Origin of the sequence: Psychrobacillus sp. NPDC096389, assembly GCF_044762855.1 — a bacterium.
Classification (GTDB): domain Bacteria; phylum Bacillota; class Bacilli; order Bacillales_A; family Planococcaceae; genus Psychrobacillus.
Genome location: NZ_JBIWFB010000001.1, coordinates 578,603 through 599,263 on the forward strand (window position 1 = coordinate 578,603; position 20,661 = coordinate 599,263).

Sequence of the window (20,661 nt, forward strand, 5' to 3'; positions counted from 1 at the left end):
TCGGGAATCTTTTTTCTTTACAATAAACTACCCAATCCCTCAAAAAAAGATGAAAACGCCTCCAAATTTCGACCTTTTCCGAAAAATAAGAGAATAATTAACAGAATCATGTATAATAAAGAAGGAAATAATTATTTCAGGAAAGTAAAAGGGGGAATTTTATGAAGAAAAATAGGTTATTCTGGCTTATTGCAATGATTTTCATGCTTGGTATCTTTTTAGCAGCATGTGGTGAGGGGGATAACGCCGACAGCTCAGTAGATACGACAAACACAGAAAAAACAGAGGATACAGAAGAGGCAACAAGTGAAGATTTGGATGAAGAACAAGTATTAAATTTAGTGGAGCGTGCAGAGATTCCGTCAGTGGATTCGGTTCTTGCGGATGATGCCGTTTCTTTCAATGTACTAAATAATATTGCAGAAGGCTTATTCCGCTTAGATCAAGATAATGTAGCGGTTCCTGCAATGGCTGAAGGCGAGCCAGAAATAAGTGAAGATGGTACCATTTATACATTCAAATTACGTGATGCTAACTGGTCAGATGGTACACCTGTTACTGCGCATGACTTTGTGTTTGCTTGGCAGCGAGCAGTTGACCCAGATACTGGATCGTCTTATGGACCTTATATGATGACTGGCATTATTAAAAATGCAACAGAAATTGCTGCTGGTTCGCTGGATAAATCGGAACTAGGAGTAGAGGCGAAGGATGATAAAACATTAGTTGTTACACTAGAACGTCCAGTCCCTTATTTTATGTCTCTCATGGCATTTGGAACATTTTATCCGCAAAATGAAGCATACGTAACTGCTCAAGGAGAAAACTATGCTGCAAATTCAGATAGTTTATTATCCAATGGACCGTTTATCCTGAAAAACTGGGATGGCACAGGTCTATCTTGGTCAATGGAAAAGAATCCAGAGTATTGGGATGCAGAAACAGTGAAGCTCGATAAGATTAATGTAGATGTTGTTAAAGAACCGGGTACATCCGTCAACTTATATAACGATGGACAAAAAGACCGTGTGACATTATCTGGAGAATTTGCAATGCAGTACGCAGATGATGTAGAAGTAGAACAAGTGTTGAAACCGACTGTCTACTATTTGAAATTAAATCAAGAACGAGATGGGAAAAAGACGCCCCTTTCCAATGTAAAGTTACGACAAGCATTAGCTATGTCTTTCAATAAGCAAGATATGGTGGATGTTGTCCTTGCAAATGGTTCCATTAAAGCAGATTTCCTTGTGCCAACAGGGTTTGCATTCGATGAAAACAAACAAGATTTCCGTGAAGTAAACGGGGACATGCTACCATTCAATGCAGAAGAAGCGGCAAAATTATGGGAAGAAGGTATGAAAGAAGAAGGTTTGACAGAGGTGACATTCGAATATATTACGGGTGATACTGAGCTCTCTAAAAATTTAGATGCTTATTTAAAATCACAGATGGAGTCAAACCTGAAAGGGCTTAAGCTTAACATAAAGAGTCTTCCATTCAATGTTAAATTAGATTTAGATGCAGCTCAAGATTATGACATTCAGAGCACTGGTTGGGCTCCTGACTTCCAAGATCCAATTACATTCTTGGACTTGTTCCAATCCGAGTCGTCACAGAACAATATGTCTTTCTCTAATGAAAAATTCGATGCACTGCTTGAAAAAGCAAAAGGTGAACTTGCACTAGATCCAGCAGCACGTTGGACAGCATTAGCAGAAGCGGAAAAAGTGGTAGTTGAAGAAGAGGCATCGATTGTCAATTTGTATCAAACAGGATCCATGTCGCTGCAAAAACCGTATGTGCATGGCATTGTTGCTCACCCATTCACTGGAGATTACAGTTATAAATGGGCTTATATAGCAGGGAAAGAATAAAATTTTAGTTATATAGACTCGTTAAAATATAAAGAAATGACACTTTTTATCTATTTAGAAAGTGTCATTTTTTTATTTTTTCCTTTTATTTTGCATGTTTAAGGTAAACTTCCAAAAAAAAATTTCCCCACACTTGATTTTTTTCAAAAAGTAGTTCTTTCTAATTATTATTTATTTCATATGTTGATAATAATTCGTTTCATTATGAAATTATTAATTGAAAAAATCAACAAATTGTACTTAAATTATTTGTTGATTTTTATAGATACTAGTTTCGTCTCTCGAAAAAAATATTTTTTCTTTCATGCATTTTATGTATATTTAATATTTCTTAAGTTCTGATTTTAGATTTATTTTATAGTAAATCTTTAGAACTATGACATTTTTACATGAAAAATAGATATAGAAAAAAGTACTAAGTAATATTATGATAGTATTATAATTTTGGGAATTTATTAAAATTTCTAAAAATTAAACAATAATAATAGGAGGCTGTGGAAGAATTTTAGATGCAGAGAGAAGTAGATTGTCCAAAAAGGGAGGAAATAGGGTGAAGAAAAATCTAGTGACGAAATTATTCCGTACACTCATCGTACTAGCGATGATCTTTACAATGTTTATACCAGCTCTAACCGTATCTGCAAATACAGATGTGCAACCATTCAAACAAAATGTTCCGAGCGAAAGCACGCTACAATTAAAGGCGGCGATCGCAGAACAATTAAATGTGTTGGATGGCGGACCAAAACTACACAAAGACTTACAAAACTTAACGGGTAACCAAGACGTTTCGGTAATCATCCATTTATCAGAAAAGCCCGTTGCCCTTGAAAAAGGAATACATGAATTAAAAGGGAAATCTTTTTCAGCAACACAAGAAAATCAAGTGAGAGCAAAAGTAAAAACACAACAAACAGCAGTAAAAAAGGAGTTAACAATAAAAAATATCCCAATTAAACAAGGGTATGCATTTGATACTGTTTTAAATGGTTTCGCTGCAACTGTAAAAGCGAATGATCTTCCAAAACTACTAACTGTGCAAGGAGTTACTTTAGTAGAACCGGACACTATCGTTCATGCATCGGAAGAGCCACAAAAAAAGAAACCGACGAAACCTTCTACAATCAATAAAGATAAAATCGTCGATGCAAAGATGAATACGAGTATTTCATTTTTAGGTATCGAAAGGCTTTGGAATGAAGGAATCGAAGGACAAGGTATCAAAGTTGCAGTACTAGATACCGGAATCGATGCGGATCATCCAGAATTCGCAGGCATTTATAAAGGTGGGAAGAACTTTATCCCGAACTCTTCTACCTATACAAGAACCCGTGCGGACAACGATGCATCGGAAACTTCTCCTGTAGAACGACCTGCAGGCACACCAGAATTTAATGCAAACGGAAGTGCCTTCTATACTTCTCATGGTACGCATGTTGCGGGAACAATTGCTGCAATTGGCGCCAACGAATTCGGTATTAAAGGGATTGCACCAAAAGTAGATCTCTATGCTTACCGAGTGCTTGGGGCTTATGGAAGTGGAGCTACTTCAGGTATTGTAAAAGCGATCGACACGGCAGTGATCGAACAAATGGATGTTATTAATCTATCATTAGGTGGAGGGGCTAATACGGAAACGGACAGTGGCTCTTTCGCGATTAATAATGCCATGATGGCTGGGACAATCTCTGTAATAGCAACAGGAAACTCAGGTCCGAACCGTGGAACGATGGGAACTCCAGCAACAGCACGTTTGGGGATTGCAGTTGGAAACACTACGAATCCAGAAACGATGTATAACGGGCAAGTAAATATTACAGTTGGTGATTATCATCTAACAAAACAAATGCAATTGATGGGGACCACTTTTGGAAAAAATTTAGCATCACAACTTCAAGGAGAATTTGATTTAGTTGCCGTTCCTGGAAATGGCGAAGCAAAGGATTATGAAGGTATTGATGTAAACGGCAAGGTTGCGCTGATTTCTCGTGGAAATATTGCATTTGTTGATAAGATTGCATATGCAAAGGAAAACGGAGCAGTGGCAACGATTATCCATAACTTTGCCGGTGGTTCAAACGCGCCGGATGTATCAGGCACATTTTTAGGAGACTCTTTTGCATTTATCCCAACGTTTGATATGTCTCAAACAGACGGTGATGCCATTCGTGCAGCCTTAAATGGAGGAGAAGGAACTGTTACATTTGGTAACTTTGGTTCAGAAAACACGACTGGCGACGAAGTGAATAATTCTAGTTCACGTGGACCGTCAACTCCGAATTTTGATATTAAGCCAGATGTAAGCGCTCCCGGAACGAATATCATGTCTACGATTCCAATGTACAAAGCAGATTTCCCGGATGCTGTTTACGGAGAAGCTTATGACCGCAAAACGGGAACATCGATGGCTACACCACATATTGCTGGTATCGCGGCACTTGTCAAACAAGCAAATCCAAGCTGGAGTGCATTCGATGTAAAAGTTGCGCTTTCCAATACCGCTAAAGTGCTAAATAAATCAAAATACGATGTATTCGCGCAAGGTGCTGGCCGTGTAAACGCGTATGCAGCAGCTCACCCAAGTATACTTGCTTATGCAATTGATACTGCGGTGTTAGATAATAGCGGCTCTATTGTAGAAAACTTGAAAGGAACCGTTACATTCGGTCCACAATCATTAAAAGAAAATATTTCTGTTACCAAACAAATTCTTGTAAAAGATAGCAAAGGTACCGGTGGAAATTATCAAGTAACAGTCGATACGATCAAAACGTTTGGTGATGCTAAAGTAACAGTCGATCAACCATCGTTTACACTTGCTGGAGAGCAACTATTAAATGTTACATTGACCGCTTCTAAAGCGTCTGCTCCAAATGGTTCAGAAATATTAGGGTACATCCATATTAATGGTGGCGATTCTGAAATTTCATTGCCATTCGCAGCTGATTTTAGCGGTGTAGTAGCTACAGAAATTAGAGATATGCATATTTCGGAAACTGACCTTTCCTTTGACGGAGATGGAGTGAAAGACTTAGCCGAGCTTACATTCACATTGACTGGAAATGTGACAACGAACTATATCGAGCTTTGGGATATTATGAATCCTGAGGGTGGAGAATACGGTGACGGCTACATCGGTTATTTACATGCGGGTTCCTCCCTTGGAGCAGGCTCTTGGAAGTTAACGGTTGACGGTGAGTACCAACCATGGAGCGGTGAACCGGCAACAACGATTCCAGATGGCCTATATACAATTGACTTTACAGGACTTGCTGCTAGTGGCGTGATTGGTGACTATGTTGGACCAGTTGTCGTGAAAACGACCAAACCAGAAATTGAAGGCTCTGTGAAAGATGGGGTAGCTACTGGTCAAGTTACGGACAAGTATATTGAATATAATGAAGAGTTATATTTATACGGTTTGGAATTTGATTTAAATGACAAGCTAAATGCTTCTTATATTGCTACTGTTAATGGAGAAACTGCGGAGGCAGTGGACTTCGATTTGGCACAAGATGGATCCTTTACATTCCCTGTAACGACTGAAACAGATTCTGTGAAAGTAGTCATTCTAGATGCAGCGGGGAATAAAGGAGAAGCTTTAATTTATGAAAAAGAACAATCAGAAGTAACACTTGCGGTAACTCCAACAGAACTTGATTTAGCAGTAGAAGAAACAGCTCAACTAGTTGTTACAGAAACTTCTAAACCTAAAGAAGGGGAAGCTACAAATAAAGATGTAACCGCAGAAGCTACGTATGCTGTGGCAGATGAAAGCATTGCAACAGTTGCGAATGGTTTAGTGACTGCAGTAAGTAAAGGTTCTACAACAATTACAGTTTCCCATGGCGAAAATGAAGTAACGGTAAACGTAACAGTCAATGATTCAGGAGAAATTGTGCCAGGTGTTACATTGACTGCTAACAAAACAGAAGTTGAACTTCAAAAAGGGAAAGAAGCGCAACTGAAAATTACAGAAGTAACTATGACAGCAGATGGAAAAACAAAAAAATCAGATGTAACAAAAGCAGCGACGTATAAAGTGGCTGATAATAAAGTTGCTTCTGCCAAAAATGGTTTAGTAACAGCGAAAAATGCAGGAAGCACTACAATTACAGTTAAATACGGTAAAAATGAACTTCCTATAAGCGTGATAGTTACAGAACCAGGCGTGATGTTAACTGCAAACAAAACGGAACTTGACTTGCAAAAAGGGAAAGAAGCACAGTTGAAAATTACCGAAGTGACAACAACAGCAGATGGAAAATCGAAAAAAGCAGACGTAACCAATTCTGCAAAGTATTTCGTAGCTGATGGTAAAGTAGCTTCTGTCAAAAATGGTTTAGTAACTGCAAAAAATGCAGGAAATACAACCATCACTGCTAAATATGGCAAAAATGAAGTAACTGTAAACGTAACGGTTACAGAGCCAGTAGTGACGCTCGAAGCAAATAAAACACAAATTGACTTGGAGCCAGGAAAAGAAGCGCAACTAAAAATTACAGAAGTAATCACTACTGCAGATGGAAAAACGAAAAAGTCGGATATAACAACACTTGCAACATATAAATCTGCAAATGGCAAAGTGGCAACTGTAAGCGGTGGTTTAGTAAAAGCAAAAGCAGCAGGAGAAACAACCATCACTGCAAAGTACGGTAAAAGCGAAGTAACGGTAAATGTAACAGTTACTGAGCCACAAGTAACACTGCTTACAAATAAAACTGAAATTAACCTAGAACCAGGAAAAGAAGAAAAATTAAAAATTACAGAAATTACAAGAACAGCAGATGGAAAAACAACAGAAAAAAATGTAACAGCATCTGCAAAGTATAAAGTAACAGATGGCAAAGTGGCTACTGTAGCAGATGGTCTAGTAAGAGCTAAAAATGAAGGAAGTACAACCATCAACGTGAACTACGGTGGAAATACTGTCCTAGTAAATGTGACGGTTACTGCACCAGTCGTTACACTTGTTGCAGACAACACGGAACTTGAATTGGAAGCGGGCAAAGAAGTTAAGTTGAAGGTGAAGGAATTAACGACAGCACCAGATGGTAAAACTACCGAAAGAGATGTAACAGCAGCTGCTACGTATAAAATATTAGATAGTAAAGTAGCTACTGTGAGTGGTGGTTTAGTAAGAGCAAAAAAAGCAGGAAGCACAATAATTACCGTTAAATACGGTAAAAATGAACTGCCAGTAAATGTTGTTGTTACAGAGGCGACATTGAAATCTGTCGAACCGAATGCAGAAACTTTAGTACCAAGTCCAGAATCTATTACACCAGAGTATGAAACGACGGTACCAACTTTTGAATCAATAATGCCAAGTACAGGTGCAATTCCTGTAGCGGTGTAAAAAAAAGACAGCTGGGGGATAGTTCCCCAGCTGTTTTTAATGTCCCTGTGTAAGACACTATTCAGAATAGTGTCTTACACAGGGAACGATTTCAATCTAAATATCTCCGAGCCCCGGAATAGTTTCGTTTATAAACTCCTGCTGTAATAGATTCGATTTTGACTTTGTCGGATGCATTTGGAGCGTGAAGCATTTTACCATCTCCTATATATAATCCGACATGATACACTTTTCCTTTTCCTCCATTTCCAGCAAAAAACACGAGATCACCAGGTTGTAAATTACTCTTAGAGACGGCTGTTCCTTTCGTTGCTTGGTAAAACGAATCGCGAGGAATTAGGATCCCATGGTTTTTATATACCGAGTAAATAATACCGGAACAGTCAAATCCGAACGAGGATGTACCAGCCCATAAGTAAGGAAGTCCTAGGAACGTTTTTGCACTATTCACGATATCTTTTTGCGTTGGTTTTGGAACTGCTGCATAGTTTTTATGTACTTTTGCATCTTTTTTAGCTAAATATTTTACACCGTTTTGTGGAGTGAGCACATGCAGCCATTCTCCTTCTTCTTTAATGACCGGAAGGATTGTTGTATAGCTGATGTCTATATATTTGTTCTTTTTCTTTGTATCACTATATAGAGTAGCAGATTTTGCATTTACAATTGCAATCGAACAATCGCTTGTATCTGTTGATGTTTCGAACAAATGCGATGTTGGAACCCAACCAGGATACCCTTCTTTTTGATAAGGTACGTACTGGTCTTTGACTGCTATTTTGGACCATTTTCCACTTTTTTGTAAAACGACGACTTCATCACCAAATAATGCTTGAGTATCTGTTTTATCTACGAGCCACCATTTTTGTTTGAGATTCATCGTTTTCGTCCATTTAGAAATGTCTACTGGAGTAGCAATAGAAGGACGATCCACTGGACGATCTATTCCCGGTTTGTGCCAAAGGGATGTAACTTGGACATTTATCTTCATTGTTTTTGTTTTGCTTGGCTTTTCACAAGAAGCAGGAATAGGTGATACAGGTGGTGCTTTTACTTGGAAATCTGGATTTAAAATGCGCGCGATAAAAACAGCAAAATCTACTTTTGTTATATTGGCTAATGGTTTAAACGTATTGTCTGGATAACCTGTTGCGATACTAGTCGCTTGTAGTGTACTAATAGCATCCGCAACCCAATAAGTTGGTGATACATCGGCAAATGGTGTTTTAGCAGTCCCTTTCAGATCAAAAGACCTAACCAGAAAGATAGCAGCTTCCCCTCTAGTAAAATAAGCGTCAGGATTAAAGGCTCCATTCTCATCTGCTACAATGATCCCACTATTTGCAACAGTTGCCATAATAGGAAAGCTTGCATGGCCAGCAGTAACATCCGTAAAATTTGGATCTGGTTGATTGGAAGTATCAAGTCCAAGTGACTTTACAATCATTTCTGCTGCTTCCAAACGAGTTATCTCTGTGTCCACTCCGAAATTACGTGCAGGGTCACCACTTATAATGCCTTTGGAAGCTAAAAAGTCTAGTTCCGCTTTAGCTGGATGATTATCTCCAACATCTTTATATAACGGTGCAGCAGAAGCATTAGTCAAACTTGAAAATAAAACCATTATAAATGCTAAAAATACTACTAATTTTTTCATTCTAGTGAACCCCCTTTAGTTTGATAGTTACATAAATAGTATAAACTACTTAGGTGTCCCTGTGTAACAAACTATTCAGAAAAATTGAGTCATAATGGAAAAATAGATACAAAGTATTGAGTAAAAAGATTTAAATATTCATATTATTTGTAAAATTAAACTATACATAGTCAGGTCTATTTGATAATATATAGAAAAGGAGGCAAAAAGGAGGATATATATTTGAAAAAGAAGGATTCTAACCTGATTAATCGACGAGCATTGGCACTTGAATCTGTTTTTACGAATGGCAATAAATCGAAAATCATAACAACACATGGAATTCATTATTCAAAAATGTCTGTACTTGATTTACTTAATAGTGCTTGCATGCGTTACGCTTCCACTTTAGAAGGTCGTATGAGAGCGATTAAAGAGATTATGAACTATTATCATAAAACACCGGTTCTTATAAACCCAAATGAGTTTGGAGCATTTCCTACACTATCATATAAAGATGTAGAGTGTGTATGGATTTTTAATCATCACTTTTACGTCAACGAGTTAGGCAATGGAATTTCGCAAATCGTGTTTGATAATGGAATTCATATGACTGTAAATGTTTCCAAAAATGTTTTACTCAAACAACAGCAAAGACTACACACGGCGCTTAGTATAATTAGCAAAATCGAGCATTCAGAATAACTATATTAAACTAATTCAATGTCTCCTGAATATAAAAAGTTAGCAAAGCGGTTGAAGCAAATCTTCGGTCGCTTTTTTGTTATGTCCCTGTGCACGAAACAATTCTGAATTGTACCAGAGTTGTGTCTTGCACAGGGACAAATAAAAAATCCCGCAACTCCAAAGATGCAGTTCCACACACCTAAACCGTACGTTCCCTCAGTCGTACTAATGCTAGATACCGATTATTCTATAGCTACCTAGGAATAACCGAATCGTGCACGAGTCAAAAGGAACGCAAAGTGAGCACATTTGAAGAAGTACTGTCGCAATTTGAACCAATGATTTCCGCCTGCATTCGCAAATTGCATATTTACAAAAATCATGAACTTTATCGTCAAGCAGGAAGAATTGCATTATGGAAAGCGTGGGTGAAGTTCGATGCATCCAAAGGAGATTTTGCACCATATGCATATCGTTGTATAAATGGAGCGATGCTGGATGAGCTAAAAAAAGAAAAACATCAAGAAGAATACGTCGATGTGGTAGAAGATGAAAAATTATCCTTTTTACTCGAAAAGTCGCTCGTCACAAGTTTTGTCCATGAAGACCTTGGAATTGCTTTGGAAAACCTAACGGAGAGCGAAAGGGAGCTGCTACTCTGGATTTTTGTCGAGGGAATCTCCCTTCAACAAGCAGCAACACGTGTAGGCATCACGATTCCGGGCATCAAAAAACGACGCGAACGACTGCTACAAAAGCTAAGAGAAAAACTCATAAAATAAGTAAAAAAGCTCTGTAGAGAAGCTATATCTCTGCAGAGCCTTACTTGTGTATTCATTCAAAGTAAATAAATCATCCGGTCCAAATAAGATCCTAACATCGTATCCGCCAAAATAGTGACCAAGATTAAAAATAGTAGAACAAACACCAAAATATACAAAATAAAACCATATAAAGGATCTAATCCAGGTGCCTTTTTAGTCGCTAAAAAACTAACCAAGTATAGCGGCAACACAAACAATGCGAATATAAAACTAACGATCAAAACAATCTGACCATATGTAAAAGATTGAATAACCATTAAAAGAAAGGAAATTCCGACACCTACCACAACAGGAGACAATTGCCCCCCATAAAAACTAATAATCGCTTTTAACGAATTCGGAGAACCAAAAAAGTTATTCGCGATATACAGGGAAAATACCGAAATGACAAATAGCAAGAAAATAAGCAACATAATCTGAACGAAAAAAGAAAAAAAACCTAAAGACTCCCCAAAATAATTGCGGTTCACTACTAAAAATAGCGAAACGGTGTACACGATGGCAAACAAGAGTATGCTAAGCAAGCTGTTTGAAAAATCTTTTTCCCCTTGCTCAAATGCTCTCGAAGGATTTTTTAGTTGTTGCATAAAATAGGCGCGATATTGTTTAGACTTCTTTTTAATATTCTCCAACTGGATATTCGGTTCCGCTTGCCCGGCAGAGGCTCTTTTTTTCACTGTGGCAACGGGTTCTTCTAATTTACTTCCACATGTTCCACAAAAGTTACCCACGACTTGTTCGTAACCACAATTAGAACATACGATACGAAATTCCTCCTGCGTCCTTTTTATACATAATATGAGGGGGATGGGGCTAATATGTCTTTATGTATGACGCAATTGACTCTGCGACTGGGTACAATTTAGCTTCTCCAATTAGGATCTAAGTATTTATGAAAGACAATTTTCTGTGATTTAGCCAGTTCTTGTTTTGCTAATTCAGGGGAATAAAAGATAGTAGATCCTAATGCTAGCTTGTCCGCTTCTGCTTCATAATCGATTACTGAAATATTCCATGTTCCTGATTTTTTTAGTTTTTCTATCAAGTCACTAGTCCATTCGTCCACACCTAAAATAACATGCTCTGTTTTTTCCCTTTTTCTTATTCGTTGATGCATTATCCTTCCTCTTTTCACACAATCTATTTTGTTCATCATATCATTTTTGGGGTGTGTCTGATAGTGTGCTACCCTTTAGAAAACTGAACGTTTGAAGGTTCTGAATATTTTTTGAAAAAATATTAAAATATATGATTAAAAAGTAGATAAGTTGGGTAATAAAATTAAATAATAGGAAAATTGTAATAAATCATCCTATCTATGCTACCAAATAAGAAATGGGGGAAGTATATCGAAAAAGGAGAAATGTATTATTTGTGGATGTTGTAAGGGGTATAGTGTCTTCTAGAAATCAACAGAATTGGCTAGCAAAGTGGATGAACTACCGTATATTGGATACGAGGAAAGTCCCCTAAATTAGTGGCAATATGAACTTGCTAGAATACACTGGTAATTGTGCAAAGATTTTCACCAAAAAAGAGGAGGAGAAACATGAGTAAACGTTTTATTAAGCAAACAACAGCAGCGGTATTATTAACAACATCGGTATTATCATTTTCTACAGCTGCACTAGGGGCAACGAATTCATCTGTGGATCAAGCGGTGAATAAGGCAAAGGCAGAACTGGACAAAGCGACGACACATTATGTGTATCCCTCTCTAGAAGAGAGACTAGTACCGAGCAACGCACTTTACCCCGCATTAAACAGTGCGAAGAAAACCCACCAAGCTGCTAGGCAAGCAGTAGTCTCTTCCAAACTATCAACTTCTGAAAAAGAAGCCAAGTTGAAAGAAATTGATGCTTTGTATAGTGAAAAAGTTTCAGGAGGATTGGTTCCATATATTGATGCGTATAACTATGCAACCAAATATTTAGTGCCAATTATGAAAGAAATTGAAGCAGCGCAAGCAAGAAATGACTTTGCAGCAGTTGAAAAAGCGTATCACAAACTATCTTTCCAACTAAAGGGCAGAACAGCCATCCTATATCGTTTCTCTGGTAAAGCAGCACGCGATCTTCTATTAGAACAATATAAAAAACCAGCGGACGCAAAGCGTGATGAATTGATGGTACCTGTGACCATTTACATGTCACTTATAGAGATTAAAGATTACCTAGAAACAGGTAAAAAGGAAGAAGCGAAAAAAGAATTCAAAGAAGTGGAAGCTCTATTAAATCGTCTACCAAATGCGACAACGAATTCTTTTGTTGCAGCCTTGTTAGTTGAAGTTACGAAGGTGAAAACTGCCCTTGATGAAGCGACAGCTACTCCTCAACAAAAGTTTGATGAGAAAATTGCTACTTTAGTAACTGCACTAAACGCTACTCAGTTTGACAATATTACGGCATCATCAGGTGCATCCAATTCTCTAATAGTAGTAGTGAAGAAAGATGTAGGAATTGCAGATTTCTTAAGCAAAGGATTTTATCAAACATTTGTCAAAGAACTAGGATTAACAAAAGTGAATGGATTTGCTCCAACTTCTAACGAAGCAGTCGCATTTATCACTTCCAAAGTTCCAGTCGGAGTAGATTCCCTGGAAGATGTGAAGGGGCAAACGCTTACTCTTCCAATTACCGTGAACGTTGATGGTTCTGAATTAACCGTAGATTTCTCGATATTATTTCAATAATTTATATGTATAAGAAAATCTCTTCACAAAGATTATTGTGAAGAGGTTTCTTTTTATAGGTTTATAGGATCGTAAAATAGGATAAAAAAATATCCCAGTGTGAGAAACAAGTCAGACTTGTTTCTCACACTGGGACTTTTTTAGAAGTTGAGTAAATTCACCTGCTGGCAAAGGTTTAGAGAACAAGTAACCTTGAATCGTGTTGCAATTGTACTTCTGTAACACTTCTAGCTGTTCATTTGTCTCCACGCCTTCTGCGACCACACTCATCTTCAGCTGATGAGATAACTGAATAATCATGTTGACGATAAAATTGGCATCATCTTCATGCGAACTGCTTAAATTATCAATAAAAGAACGATCAATTTTAAGCATATCTATTTTTCCTTTAAATCGATTTAAATAGGAAAGGGAAGAATAGCCTGTTCCGAAATCATCTAGAGCAATTTTAATGCCCAACTTTCTTAATTCATCTAAAATGGAGAAAACGATATCTTCGCCTTCCAAAAGGGAAGTTTCAGTTATTTCTATTTCTAAGTATTGGGCTTCTAAACTCGTTACTTTCAATGTTTGTACGATGTCAGTGATTAGGTCTTTTTCTAAAAAATGTGTTGCTGATAAATTAATCGAAATAGGAATTAGTGGAAGGTTTGCAACTTGCCATGCTTTATTTTGCATACAAGCTGTTTTGATAACCCATTTTCCAATATCTATTATTAGACCCATTTTTTCCGCTAATGGGGTAAATTCGCTCGGGGAAATCATGCCAAGGACAGGATGATTCCATCTAATCAGCGCTTCTGCACCAATAATTTGCTTCGTTTTTGCATAAACTTTAGGCTGATAATACAATTCCAATTGGTTTCGCTCTATCGCATATCCAAGGTCCAACTCTAGTGAATGTGACTTTGTTTGGTCATTCACTGATGATGCAAATAATTGTTGACCTTGTAAATATAGAGGATGAGACTCATCAGTATTTGCTTTGAGTTGCATGTTTTATCTCCTTGTATATGATAGATTTTAGAGCTCTCCCAAATCGAAATAAAGGTGAAGAAGGGTTTTAGGAGAGGGATATGGAAAATTTTTGTATTGTAATATTTGAAAAATCCAATAAAATTAATAGAATAATAATTTTATTGGATTTCGCTAGATTTAGTAAATATGGGGTAAATCTAAAGTGGTGATTGGTTTATCAATAATTTTTGCACTTTCTTTACTTACATTTGGATATAATGCTACAGCTAATACAATTAATAAAACAATAGATAATTTCTTCATGTTTTTACCGTCCTTTTTTTATAAGATGAGGTGATACTCTTTGGAAATGAAATACTTAGGTAAAGAAATTAGTAAACTTAGAGCTGAACTTGGTATGTCTCAAAATGAGCTCGCAAAAAATATTTGTACACAATCGACAATTAGTAGAATTGAAGCAGGAGAAGTATATCCGGCAATAGATACCTTATTAAAAATCGCATTAAAGCTACAAGTCCCGGTTGAATATTTTATAGAAATGTTATTTCATAAAAACGTTCTTGAAAGTGAACGTTTAATAAAAGAAATTGAATCACACTTAAAAGAACATCACTATAAAAAAGTTATTTCCATTATAAAAAAAAATAATATGCATACGGATAATATATGGTTGAACTTATACTTAGAACATATTTTACATACGTCTCTGTTCAAATTAAAAATGATTACTCCAGAAGATTGCATAACTAAACTTAAGAATATCTTAAACTTTTCAAACCAAACGACTATCCAATTCCGCTTTTTAAATATAAAAATCTACAATACGATTGCAAATATATATTCAGAAACCGGAGAAAGCTTAAAAAGTCTTTATTACTATAATAAAATTTTAAAAGAACATATGCATAAAAACTATACTAATCACAAAGTCTATGAAACACTCATTACTGTTTTATTTAATAAATGTAAAGTATTGTACGATATTCAAGACTTCGATGCTGCACTAGAAACTGCTAATCAAGGGATACAAAAATCAAAAGAAACATCTTATATCTTCTTGTTGGGCCAATTTTTATATTATAAAGGCCAATGTTTAGAGAAAATAGTTGCGCCACTTGAAGAAATCAAGGAAGTATATAAACAAGCTTTGTTTTTCTTTGAATTTTTAGAACAACCATTTTATATCCGTGCAATCAAACAAAATAAGAAACAGTACTTGGACTAGTTACTTTGCGATTATTAATATAATTCTACAGAAGGATAATTTATTTCTCCAAATCTAGTATTAAGATTTTGTATTCCCCTAAATACTTAAAAGTGGGAACAAATAAGTATTTAAAAGGAATACAAATCACTTAATAAAACCTATATTGAATATCATTTGCATTTCTAATATACTATTTTTGTGAAAAATAATCTGTAGGATATGCATAAATGGATATTTTCCTTAATCTTTGTGTCGTATGGAAGAAAAAAAGATTTTTTAATAAAGACGTTTAACTAATTTTTAGCGGGGTATATATACAGTACAAGGCGGAACTACCGTAGGAAGGGACTGGTAAACGATGCGTTTACAAGGAATTCCAAAGGATGAATTGCACAGCCTTGGCGGAAAATTTGCTTTACTGGCGAAAGGCACTCTCGTCGGGAACCGATATATTTAGGTTTCGATTCAAAGAGTATTACCTGCAAGTGAAAGAAAAGTTTTTTGTGAAAGTGCAACTGAAAGTTTGACGAGATGACTGTGAAAATAGTCAGTAACGGTTTAACGAAGCAACAATAGTGAATTTTCCGAGTGTAACCCCGTTAAGGGGAAAGGAGAAAGCGTAGTCCAATTAGGATTGCGCTTTTTTCTTTTATAGGAAATCTCATCAGAATCATTTTTTTAAAGTTGCCGGAAAAACAATAGTAACTGTCACATATAGAGAAGTATAAAGAGAGTTTTTGTGAAATTAATATTCAGTTAATTCTATCAACTTGTGATAGTATATTTTTAATTTATCAACATTTCGTGTCGTTGTTAGCGCTTACGTAAAGTCGTATAGTTTTAACAAATGTATGGCCTACATTATCCCAATATGAAATGGAGAGGTTTTCATGCTTACTGGTCAGTCTTATCTAGAAAGCTTAAATGATGGTCGAGTCGTCTATCTTAATGGAGAAAGAATTGAAGATGTTACAAAGCATCCAGCTTATCGTAATTCAGCTCAATCCTATGCACGTATGTATGATGCTTTGCATGATCCAGAAAAACAGAATGTGCTTACAACGATAAACGAGTATGGAGATCGCACACACAAGTTTTTTAAAACCCCTCGTTCAGTCGATGATTTAGTAGGTGCACGTGATGCTATCGTAGAATGGTCTAAAATGAACTTTGGATTTATGGGAAGAACTCCCGATTATAAAGCTTCATTTCTTGGACATCTCGAAGGATATTCCGATTATTATGTAGGGTTCGAAGATAATGCAAAAGCATGGTATCAAAAGGCTTCGAAAGAGTTGCCGTTTGTTAATCATACAGTTATTAATCCGCAAATGGATCGTTCAAAAGCTTTGCATGAAAACAAAGATGTATTTGTAAGAGCGATTAAGGAGAGAGATGATGGGATTATTGTAAGCGGTGCCAAAATGGTAGGTACAGCTGCTGCATTAACAAATTACAATTTTGTTGCCAATTACGGTCCAAAAGATTTAGGAAATGGGGATCAAAGTCATGCATTAATATTCCTCGTTCCGATGAACGCACCTGGTGTAAAAATGATCAGTCGACAGTCATACGAACTGCAAGCGAAGTCAAACGGCTCACCATTTGATTATCCACTATCTAGTCGGTTTGATGAGAATGATGCAGTAATTATTTTGGACAATGTATTCATTCCTTGGGAAAACGTTCTTGCTTACCAAAACGTAGAAATTTCGAATGGTTTCGTTGCAGAAACGCATTTTGTTAATCGCTTTAGCTTTCATGGATGTGCTCGTCTAGGTGTGAAACTCGATTTTATGACTGGGCTATTGATGAAAGCTACGGAATCATCAGGGACTCATCAATTCCGTGGAGTTCAAGCGAATATTGGAGAAGTGGTTGCGCTTCGCAATATGATTTGGAGTTTGTCTACAGCCATGGCTACAAACCCGGATGTAGGTCGTAATGGTGTGCTTGTACCTAATGGAGAGGCAGCTAATGCATATCGTGTACTTGCACCAAATGTTTGGGTGCGTATAAAGAATATTTTTGAACAAGTTGTTGCTGGCGGTCTGATCCAATTACCATCTAGTGCCAATGATTTCTTAAATCCAGAAATTCGACCGTATTTAGATCAATACTATAAGGGAACTGGTGTGACGGCGGAAGAGCGGGTTAAACTTCTGAAAATGGTATGGGATTCTATTGGATCCGAATTTGGCGGTCGCCATGAGTTATATGAAGTTAATTATGCTGGAAATCACGAGAACATTCGATTGGAAGCCATGTACCATTCTATTGGCAGTGGTAATGCAGATATATTTAAAGGTTTTGTAGATCAAGCTTTAGCCGATTATGATTTAAACGGTTGGACAAATGAAACATGGAAAGAAAAAATTGCACTTACTTAAGGAGGAATAGGAATGGATAGTCGAGAATTCCGTAATGCCATGGGCAAGTTTGCCACTGGAGTAACCGTGATCTCAACAGATGTAGAAGGTGTTTATCATGGAATGACTGCTAATGGCTTTATGTCTATTTCATTGAAACCGACTTTAGTAGCGATTTCTATCGGTGAACGTGCACAAACACTGAAGTTGATACAGCAAAGTAACCGATTTGGAATTAGTATTTTAGAAAAAGATCAACTGGAAATTTCCAAGCGATTTGCGGGGCAAATACCAAGCGATGAATCGTTCCAATTTGATCTCACCAATGGCTTTCCATTAATTAAAGATGCTTTAGTACAGATTGTCTGTTGTGTTGAACAAGAAATAGTGGCTGGTGATCACACCATTTTCCTTGGAAAACCGGAACAATTATATGTAAAAGATGGCGAACCATTATTATTTGCAAATGGTCAATATGCTACTTTGAATCAGCAATGTGTCCCATCATTAAGGTGACAGTCACTTTACAATTCAAAGTCCATTTTGACAAACCGATGTAATTCATTTTGGCTTGTAAAAAAAGTATCAGTGTAGGGCAGGTACAGTTTGGGTGAATTGTTGGTTTGTACGCGATCTCCGCGCACCATTTGGAGGATTTAAAAAGAGCGGGGTTGGACGTGAAGGTGGTCACCACAGCCTTGCATTTTTCACAGAAGCAAAAAATATATGTATTGCTTTAAAATGATGCAAATGATGGTTATCCTGACTTTCAGACAAATTAAATAAGGAAATCACTTCAAAAGCAGCCAAAGATATTAGTTGGCTGCTTTATCTTTTTTATCAATAACTATACCCAAGTTTCTCAGATATGATTCTCCCAGCCTGTATTAATTCAGTAGCAAAATGTTGCATGCGTTGTTTAGACATCCGACTACTAGGACCAACTAGATTTATAGCCGCCACTACTTTTCCGGTGTAATCACGAACTGGTGCTGCTACAGAATTCACACTAATTGTATATTCACCGAAACTCTTAGCGTAACCGTTTTTACGAATTGCAGCCAATTCATTTTGAAGGGTAATTGGATCGGTAATCGTATTAGCTGACACTTTGGTTAAACCTGCCTGTATCATGCTCTCTACGATAGAGGGATCCCCATGTGCAAGTAATATCTTGCCAGAGCTTGTACAATGCGGATAGTTATGTCGTCCAGGATGCGTTTCTATAGGAGTTGAATTTTTCCCTTCTTCCTTAGACAAATAAACAATTTCCTGATTGCTAAAAACGACTAGATGCGAAGTTTCGTTACATCGTTCCACTAGGTTTTTAATAATAGGTAAAGCTTCTTGATGCAAGTCATGATGACTTAGAACAATCGAATTTAACTCCATAACCGACACGCCTAATTGATACTTATTTGTTTCTATATCTTTGGTAACGAACCCTTCAGAAGCAAGCGTAGCTAAAATCCGTTGCACACTACTCTTACCAATTCCAAGCTCAGCAGCAAGTTCGCGCACTCCTTTTTGTGGTTTATCCATTTTAAATGCCTGTAATATTCTTAAAGCATTTTTGACGGAGCTAAGCATATAGTCATTACTTGTACTCACTAGGATCACCTCGAATTAAATTTTTAGAATATTTTAATTTGAGTCTCTTCTAGAGGGACAGTAGATTGAATCTATAAGTTCTCTTGATTATCATCAGTATATACTAAATAACAACAAATTGGGGGAGGTTTTGGAACCGTTTACAAATGCATGGCGCTCATATTCAAAAAATGAAAAGAAGCAATCCTAAAAAAACTAGATACTAATCAGAGTTTACTAGAATTACATCTAACGCAAGGGCGTTTATAGAATCAACATATTAGTATTCTGTATTTTCTGACACTGGTTGATAGTGTTTAAAGGTTTTATCAACACTCCATGTCGTTGATAGCGCTTACATTTAGTCGTATAGTTTAAACAAATATTGCTTTAAATAGGCAATATAACAAATTATAAAACGAAACTGGAGGAATTATAAATGACACAATTACACAAAGAACCAATTTTTGACGTAGCTCAAATTGCACACGTAGAAATGTTGTCAAATACACCTAAAGAGACTATTGCTTTTTTTACAGATATGTTAGGGATGCAAATAGTGGAAACTATTAATAATCAAACTTATTTAAGAGCTTACGAGGATAATTATAAATACTCGCTAATTATAACAGAATCCGAAGAGCCGGGGTTGGGACATGTAGCGTGGCGAGCAACTTCACCACAAGCACTTGAACGCCGTGTGAAAGCATTAGAAGCAAGTGGATTGGGTATTGGTTGGTCGAATGATCAGCACGGGCATGGTCCAGCGTATCAATTCACAACACCGGACGGTCACAATATGGAGATCCTTTGGGAAGTGGACTATTTTGACTGTCCAGTTGAAGCTCAATCCAAACTACTTTCAAGAAGTCAAAAAAGACCGCTTCATGGGGTTCCGGTTCGCCGCTTAGATCATATCAATTTGATGTCTTCCAATCCGGCAGCAGATACAAACTTTTTAATCGATGTATTAGGATTCAAGCTGCGTGAGCAAATCGTTGATAATGATCATGTAATTGGTACATGGAATAGCGTATCTAATTTAGTGCATGAAATAGCATTTATGCAGGAACCGACAGGTGTTAAAGGAAAACTTCACCACGTTTGCTATTGGTACGGAATCCCTCAAAATCTATATGATGTAGCGGACCTTTTAAAGGATCATGGTCATTATATCGAAATACCGCCAAACAAACATGGGGTAAGCCAAGCATTTTGTATGTATGCATATGAACCAAGCGGAAACCGTGTAGAACTTTTTGGAGATGCGGGATATCTTATATTAGATCCAGCTTGGAAGCCGATTACTTGGCAGATGAAAGATGTGCCTGGAAGCGGAGACACATGGATTGGTGCTGTATTCCCAGATTCGTTTTGGAACTATGGAACACCGGTTACAGCACCAGTTCCTTTAGAAGCTGTCGCTGAATAAGAGGAGGGTC

Annotated in this window: 15 protein-coding genes and 1 pseudogene; 10 read left to right on the plus strand and 6 right to left on the minus strand. The window is 36.9% G+C overall.

Translation table 11 applies throughout. The features are described from left to right. Window positions 1–161 precede the first annotated feature (161 nt). Together ACIQ38_RS02765 and ACIQ38_RS02770 are read left to right on the plus strand one after the other, a co-directional pair. Window positions 162–1,877: a peptide ABC transporter substrate-binding protein gene (locus ACIQ38_RS02765; RefSeq protein ID WP_402817628.1), complete on the plus strand. Its 1,716-nt coding sequence runs from the start codon at window positions 162–164 to the stop codon at window positions 1,875–1,877. A 550-nt stretch (window positions 1,878–2,427) separates the two neighbouring features. Further along, on the plus strand, window positions 2,428–7,236 hold the full coding sequence (locus ACIQ38_RS02770; RefSeq protein WP_402817631.1) for a S8 family serine peptidase: 4,809 nt from the start codon (window positions 2,428–2,430) through the stop codon (window positions 7,234–7,236). 91 nt (window positions 7,237–7,327) lie between these two features. On the opposite strand, the gene ACIQ38_RS02775 is transcribed toward ACIQ38_RS02770, so the two are convergent. After that, window positions 7,328–8,893, minus strand: a complete 1,566-nt coding sequence (locus ACIQ38_RS02775; RefSeq protein ID WP_402817633.1) for an NlpC/P60 family protein — start codon at window positions 8,891–8,893, stop codon at window positions 7,328–7,330. A gap of 222 nt (window positions 8,894–9,115) precedes the next feature. On the opposite strand from ACIQ38_RS02775, the gene ACIQ38_RS02780 reads away from it, so the two are divergent. Both ACIQ38_RS02780 and ACIQ38_RS02785 read left to right on the plus strand, forming a co-directional pair. Further along, on the plus strand, window positions 9,116–9,577 hold the full coding sequence (locus tag ACIQ38_RS02780) for a competence protein ComK (protein ID WP_402817635.1): 462 nt from the start codon (window positions 9,116–9,118) through the stop codon (window positions 9,575–9,577). 281 nt (window positions 9,578–9,858) lie between these two features. Beyond that, window positions 9,859–10,341: a sigma-70 family RNA polymerase sigma factor gene (locus ACIQ38_RS02785; protein ID WP_402817638.1), complete on the plus strand. Its 483-nt coding sequence runs from the start codon at window positions 9,859–9,861 to the stop codon at window positions 10,339–10,341. 56 nt (window positions 10,342–10,397) lie between these two features. Here ACIQ38_RS02785 and ACIQ38_RS02790 read toward each other — a convergent pair whose 3' ends face one another. Together ACIQ38_RS02790 and ACIQ38_RS02795 are read right to left on the minus strand one after the other, a co-directional pair. Next, window positions 10,398–11,114 carry a hypothetical protein gene (locus tag ACIQ38_RS02790; RefSeq protein WP_402817641.1) on the minus strand — a complete coding sequence of 239 codons (717 nt, stop codon included), beginning with the start codon at window positions 11,112–11,114 and terminating at the stop codon, window positions 10,398–10,400. A 131-nt stretch (window positions 11,115–11,245) separates the two neighbouring features. Next, window positions 11,246–11,500 carry a hypothetical protein gene (locus ACIQ38_RS02795; protein ID WP_402817644.1) on the minus strand — a complete coding sequence of 85 codons (255 nt, stop codon included), beginning with the start codon at window positions 11,498–11,500 and terminating at the stop codon, window positions 11,246–11,248. A gap of 432 nt (window positions 11,501–11,932) precedes the next feature. Here ACIQ38_RS02795 and ACIQ38_RS02800 point away from each other — a divergent pair, with 432 nt between their 5' ends. Beyond that, window positions 11,933–13,075 carry a hypothetical protein gene (locus ACIQ38_RS02800; RefSeq protein ID WP_402817647.1) on the plus strand — a complete coding sequence of 381 codons (1,143 nt, stop codon included), beginning with the start codon at window positions 11,933–11,935 and terminating at the stop codon, window positions 13,073–13,075. 111 nt (window positions 13,076–13,186) lie between these two features. On the opposite strand, the gene ACIQ38_RS02805 is transcribed toward ACIQ38_RS02800, so the two are convergent. Next, window positions 13,187–14,071 carry a putative bifunctional diguanylate cyclase/phosphodiesterase gene (locus ACIQ38_RS02805; protein WP_402817650.1) on the minus strand — a complete coding sequence of 295 codons (885 nt, stop codon included), beginning with the start codon at window positions 14,069–14,071 and terminating at the stop codon, window positions 13,187–13,189. Window positions 14,072–14,230: 159 nt separating this feature from the next. Further along, entirely contained in the window at window positions 14,231–14,356 is a 126-nt protein-coding gene (locus ACIQ38_RS02810) for a hypothetical protein (RefSeq protein WP_402817653.1), read from the minus strand. Window positions 14,357–14,402: 46 nt separating this feature from the next. On the opposite strand from ACIQ38_RS02810, the gene ACIQ38_RS02815 reads away from it, so the two are divergent. From ACIQ38_RS02815 to ACIQ38_RS02830, 4 genes and pseudogenes are all read left to right on the plus strand, one after another. Further along, window positions 14,403–15,278 carry a helix-turn-helix domain-containing protein gene (locus ACIQ38_RS02815; RefSeq protein ID WP_402819576.1) on the plus strand — a complete coding sequence of 292 codons (876 nt, stop codon included), beginning with the start codon at window positions 14,403–14,405 and terminating at the stop codon, window positions 15,276–15,278. A gap of 872 nt (window positions 15,279–16,150) precedes the next feature. Continuing rightward, window positions 16,151–17,650, plus strand: a complete 1,500-nt coding sequence (locus ACIQ38_RS02820; RefSeq protein WP_402817656.1) for a 4-hydroxyphenylacetate 3-hydroxylase family protein — start codon at window positions 16,151–16,153, stop codon at window positions 17,648–17,650. 12 nt (window positions 17,651–17,662) lie between these two features. Further along, on the plus strand, window positions 17,663–18,145 hold the full coding sequence (locus tag ACIQ38_RS02825) for a flavin reductase family protein (RefSeq protein ID WP_402817659.1): 483 nt from the start codon (window positions 17,663–17,665) through the stop codon (window positions 18,143–18,145). Window positions 18,146–18,212: 67 nt separating this feature from the next. After that, window positions 18,213–18,374, plus strand: a pseudogene (locus ACIQ38_RS02830) (aldehyde dehydrogenase family protein); the annotation flags it as partial. Between the two features lie 95 nt (window positions 18,375–18,469). On the opposite strand, the gene ACIQ38_RS02835 reads toward ACIQ38_RS02830, so the two are convergent. Then, on the minus strand, window positions 18,470–19,240 hold the full coding sequence (locus ACIQ38_RS02835; RefSeq protein ID WP_402817662.1) for an IclR family transcriptional regulator: 771 nt from the start codon (window positions 19,238–19,240) through the stop codon (window positions 18,470–18,472). Between the two features lie 418 nt (window positions 19,241–19,658). Between ACIQ38_RS02835 and ACIQ38_RS02840 the strand changes: the two genes are divergently transcribed. Beyond that, complete coding sequence (locus tag ACIQ38_RS02840; RefSeq protein ID WP_402817665.1) at window positions 19,659–20,651, plus strand: catechol 2,3-dioxygenase; 993 nt, start codon at window positions 19,659–19,661, stop codon at window positions 20,649–20,651. Window positions 20,652–20,661 lie beyond the last annotated feature (10 nt).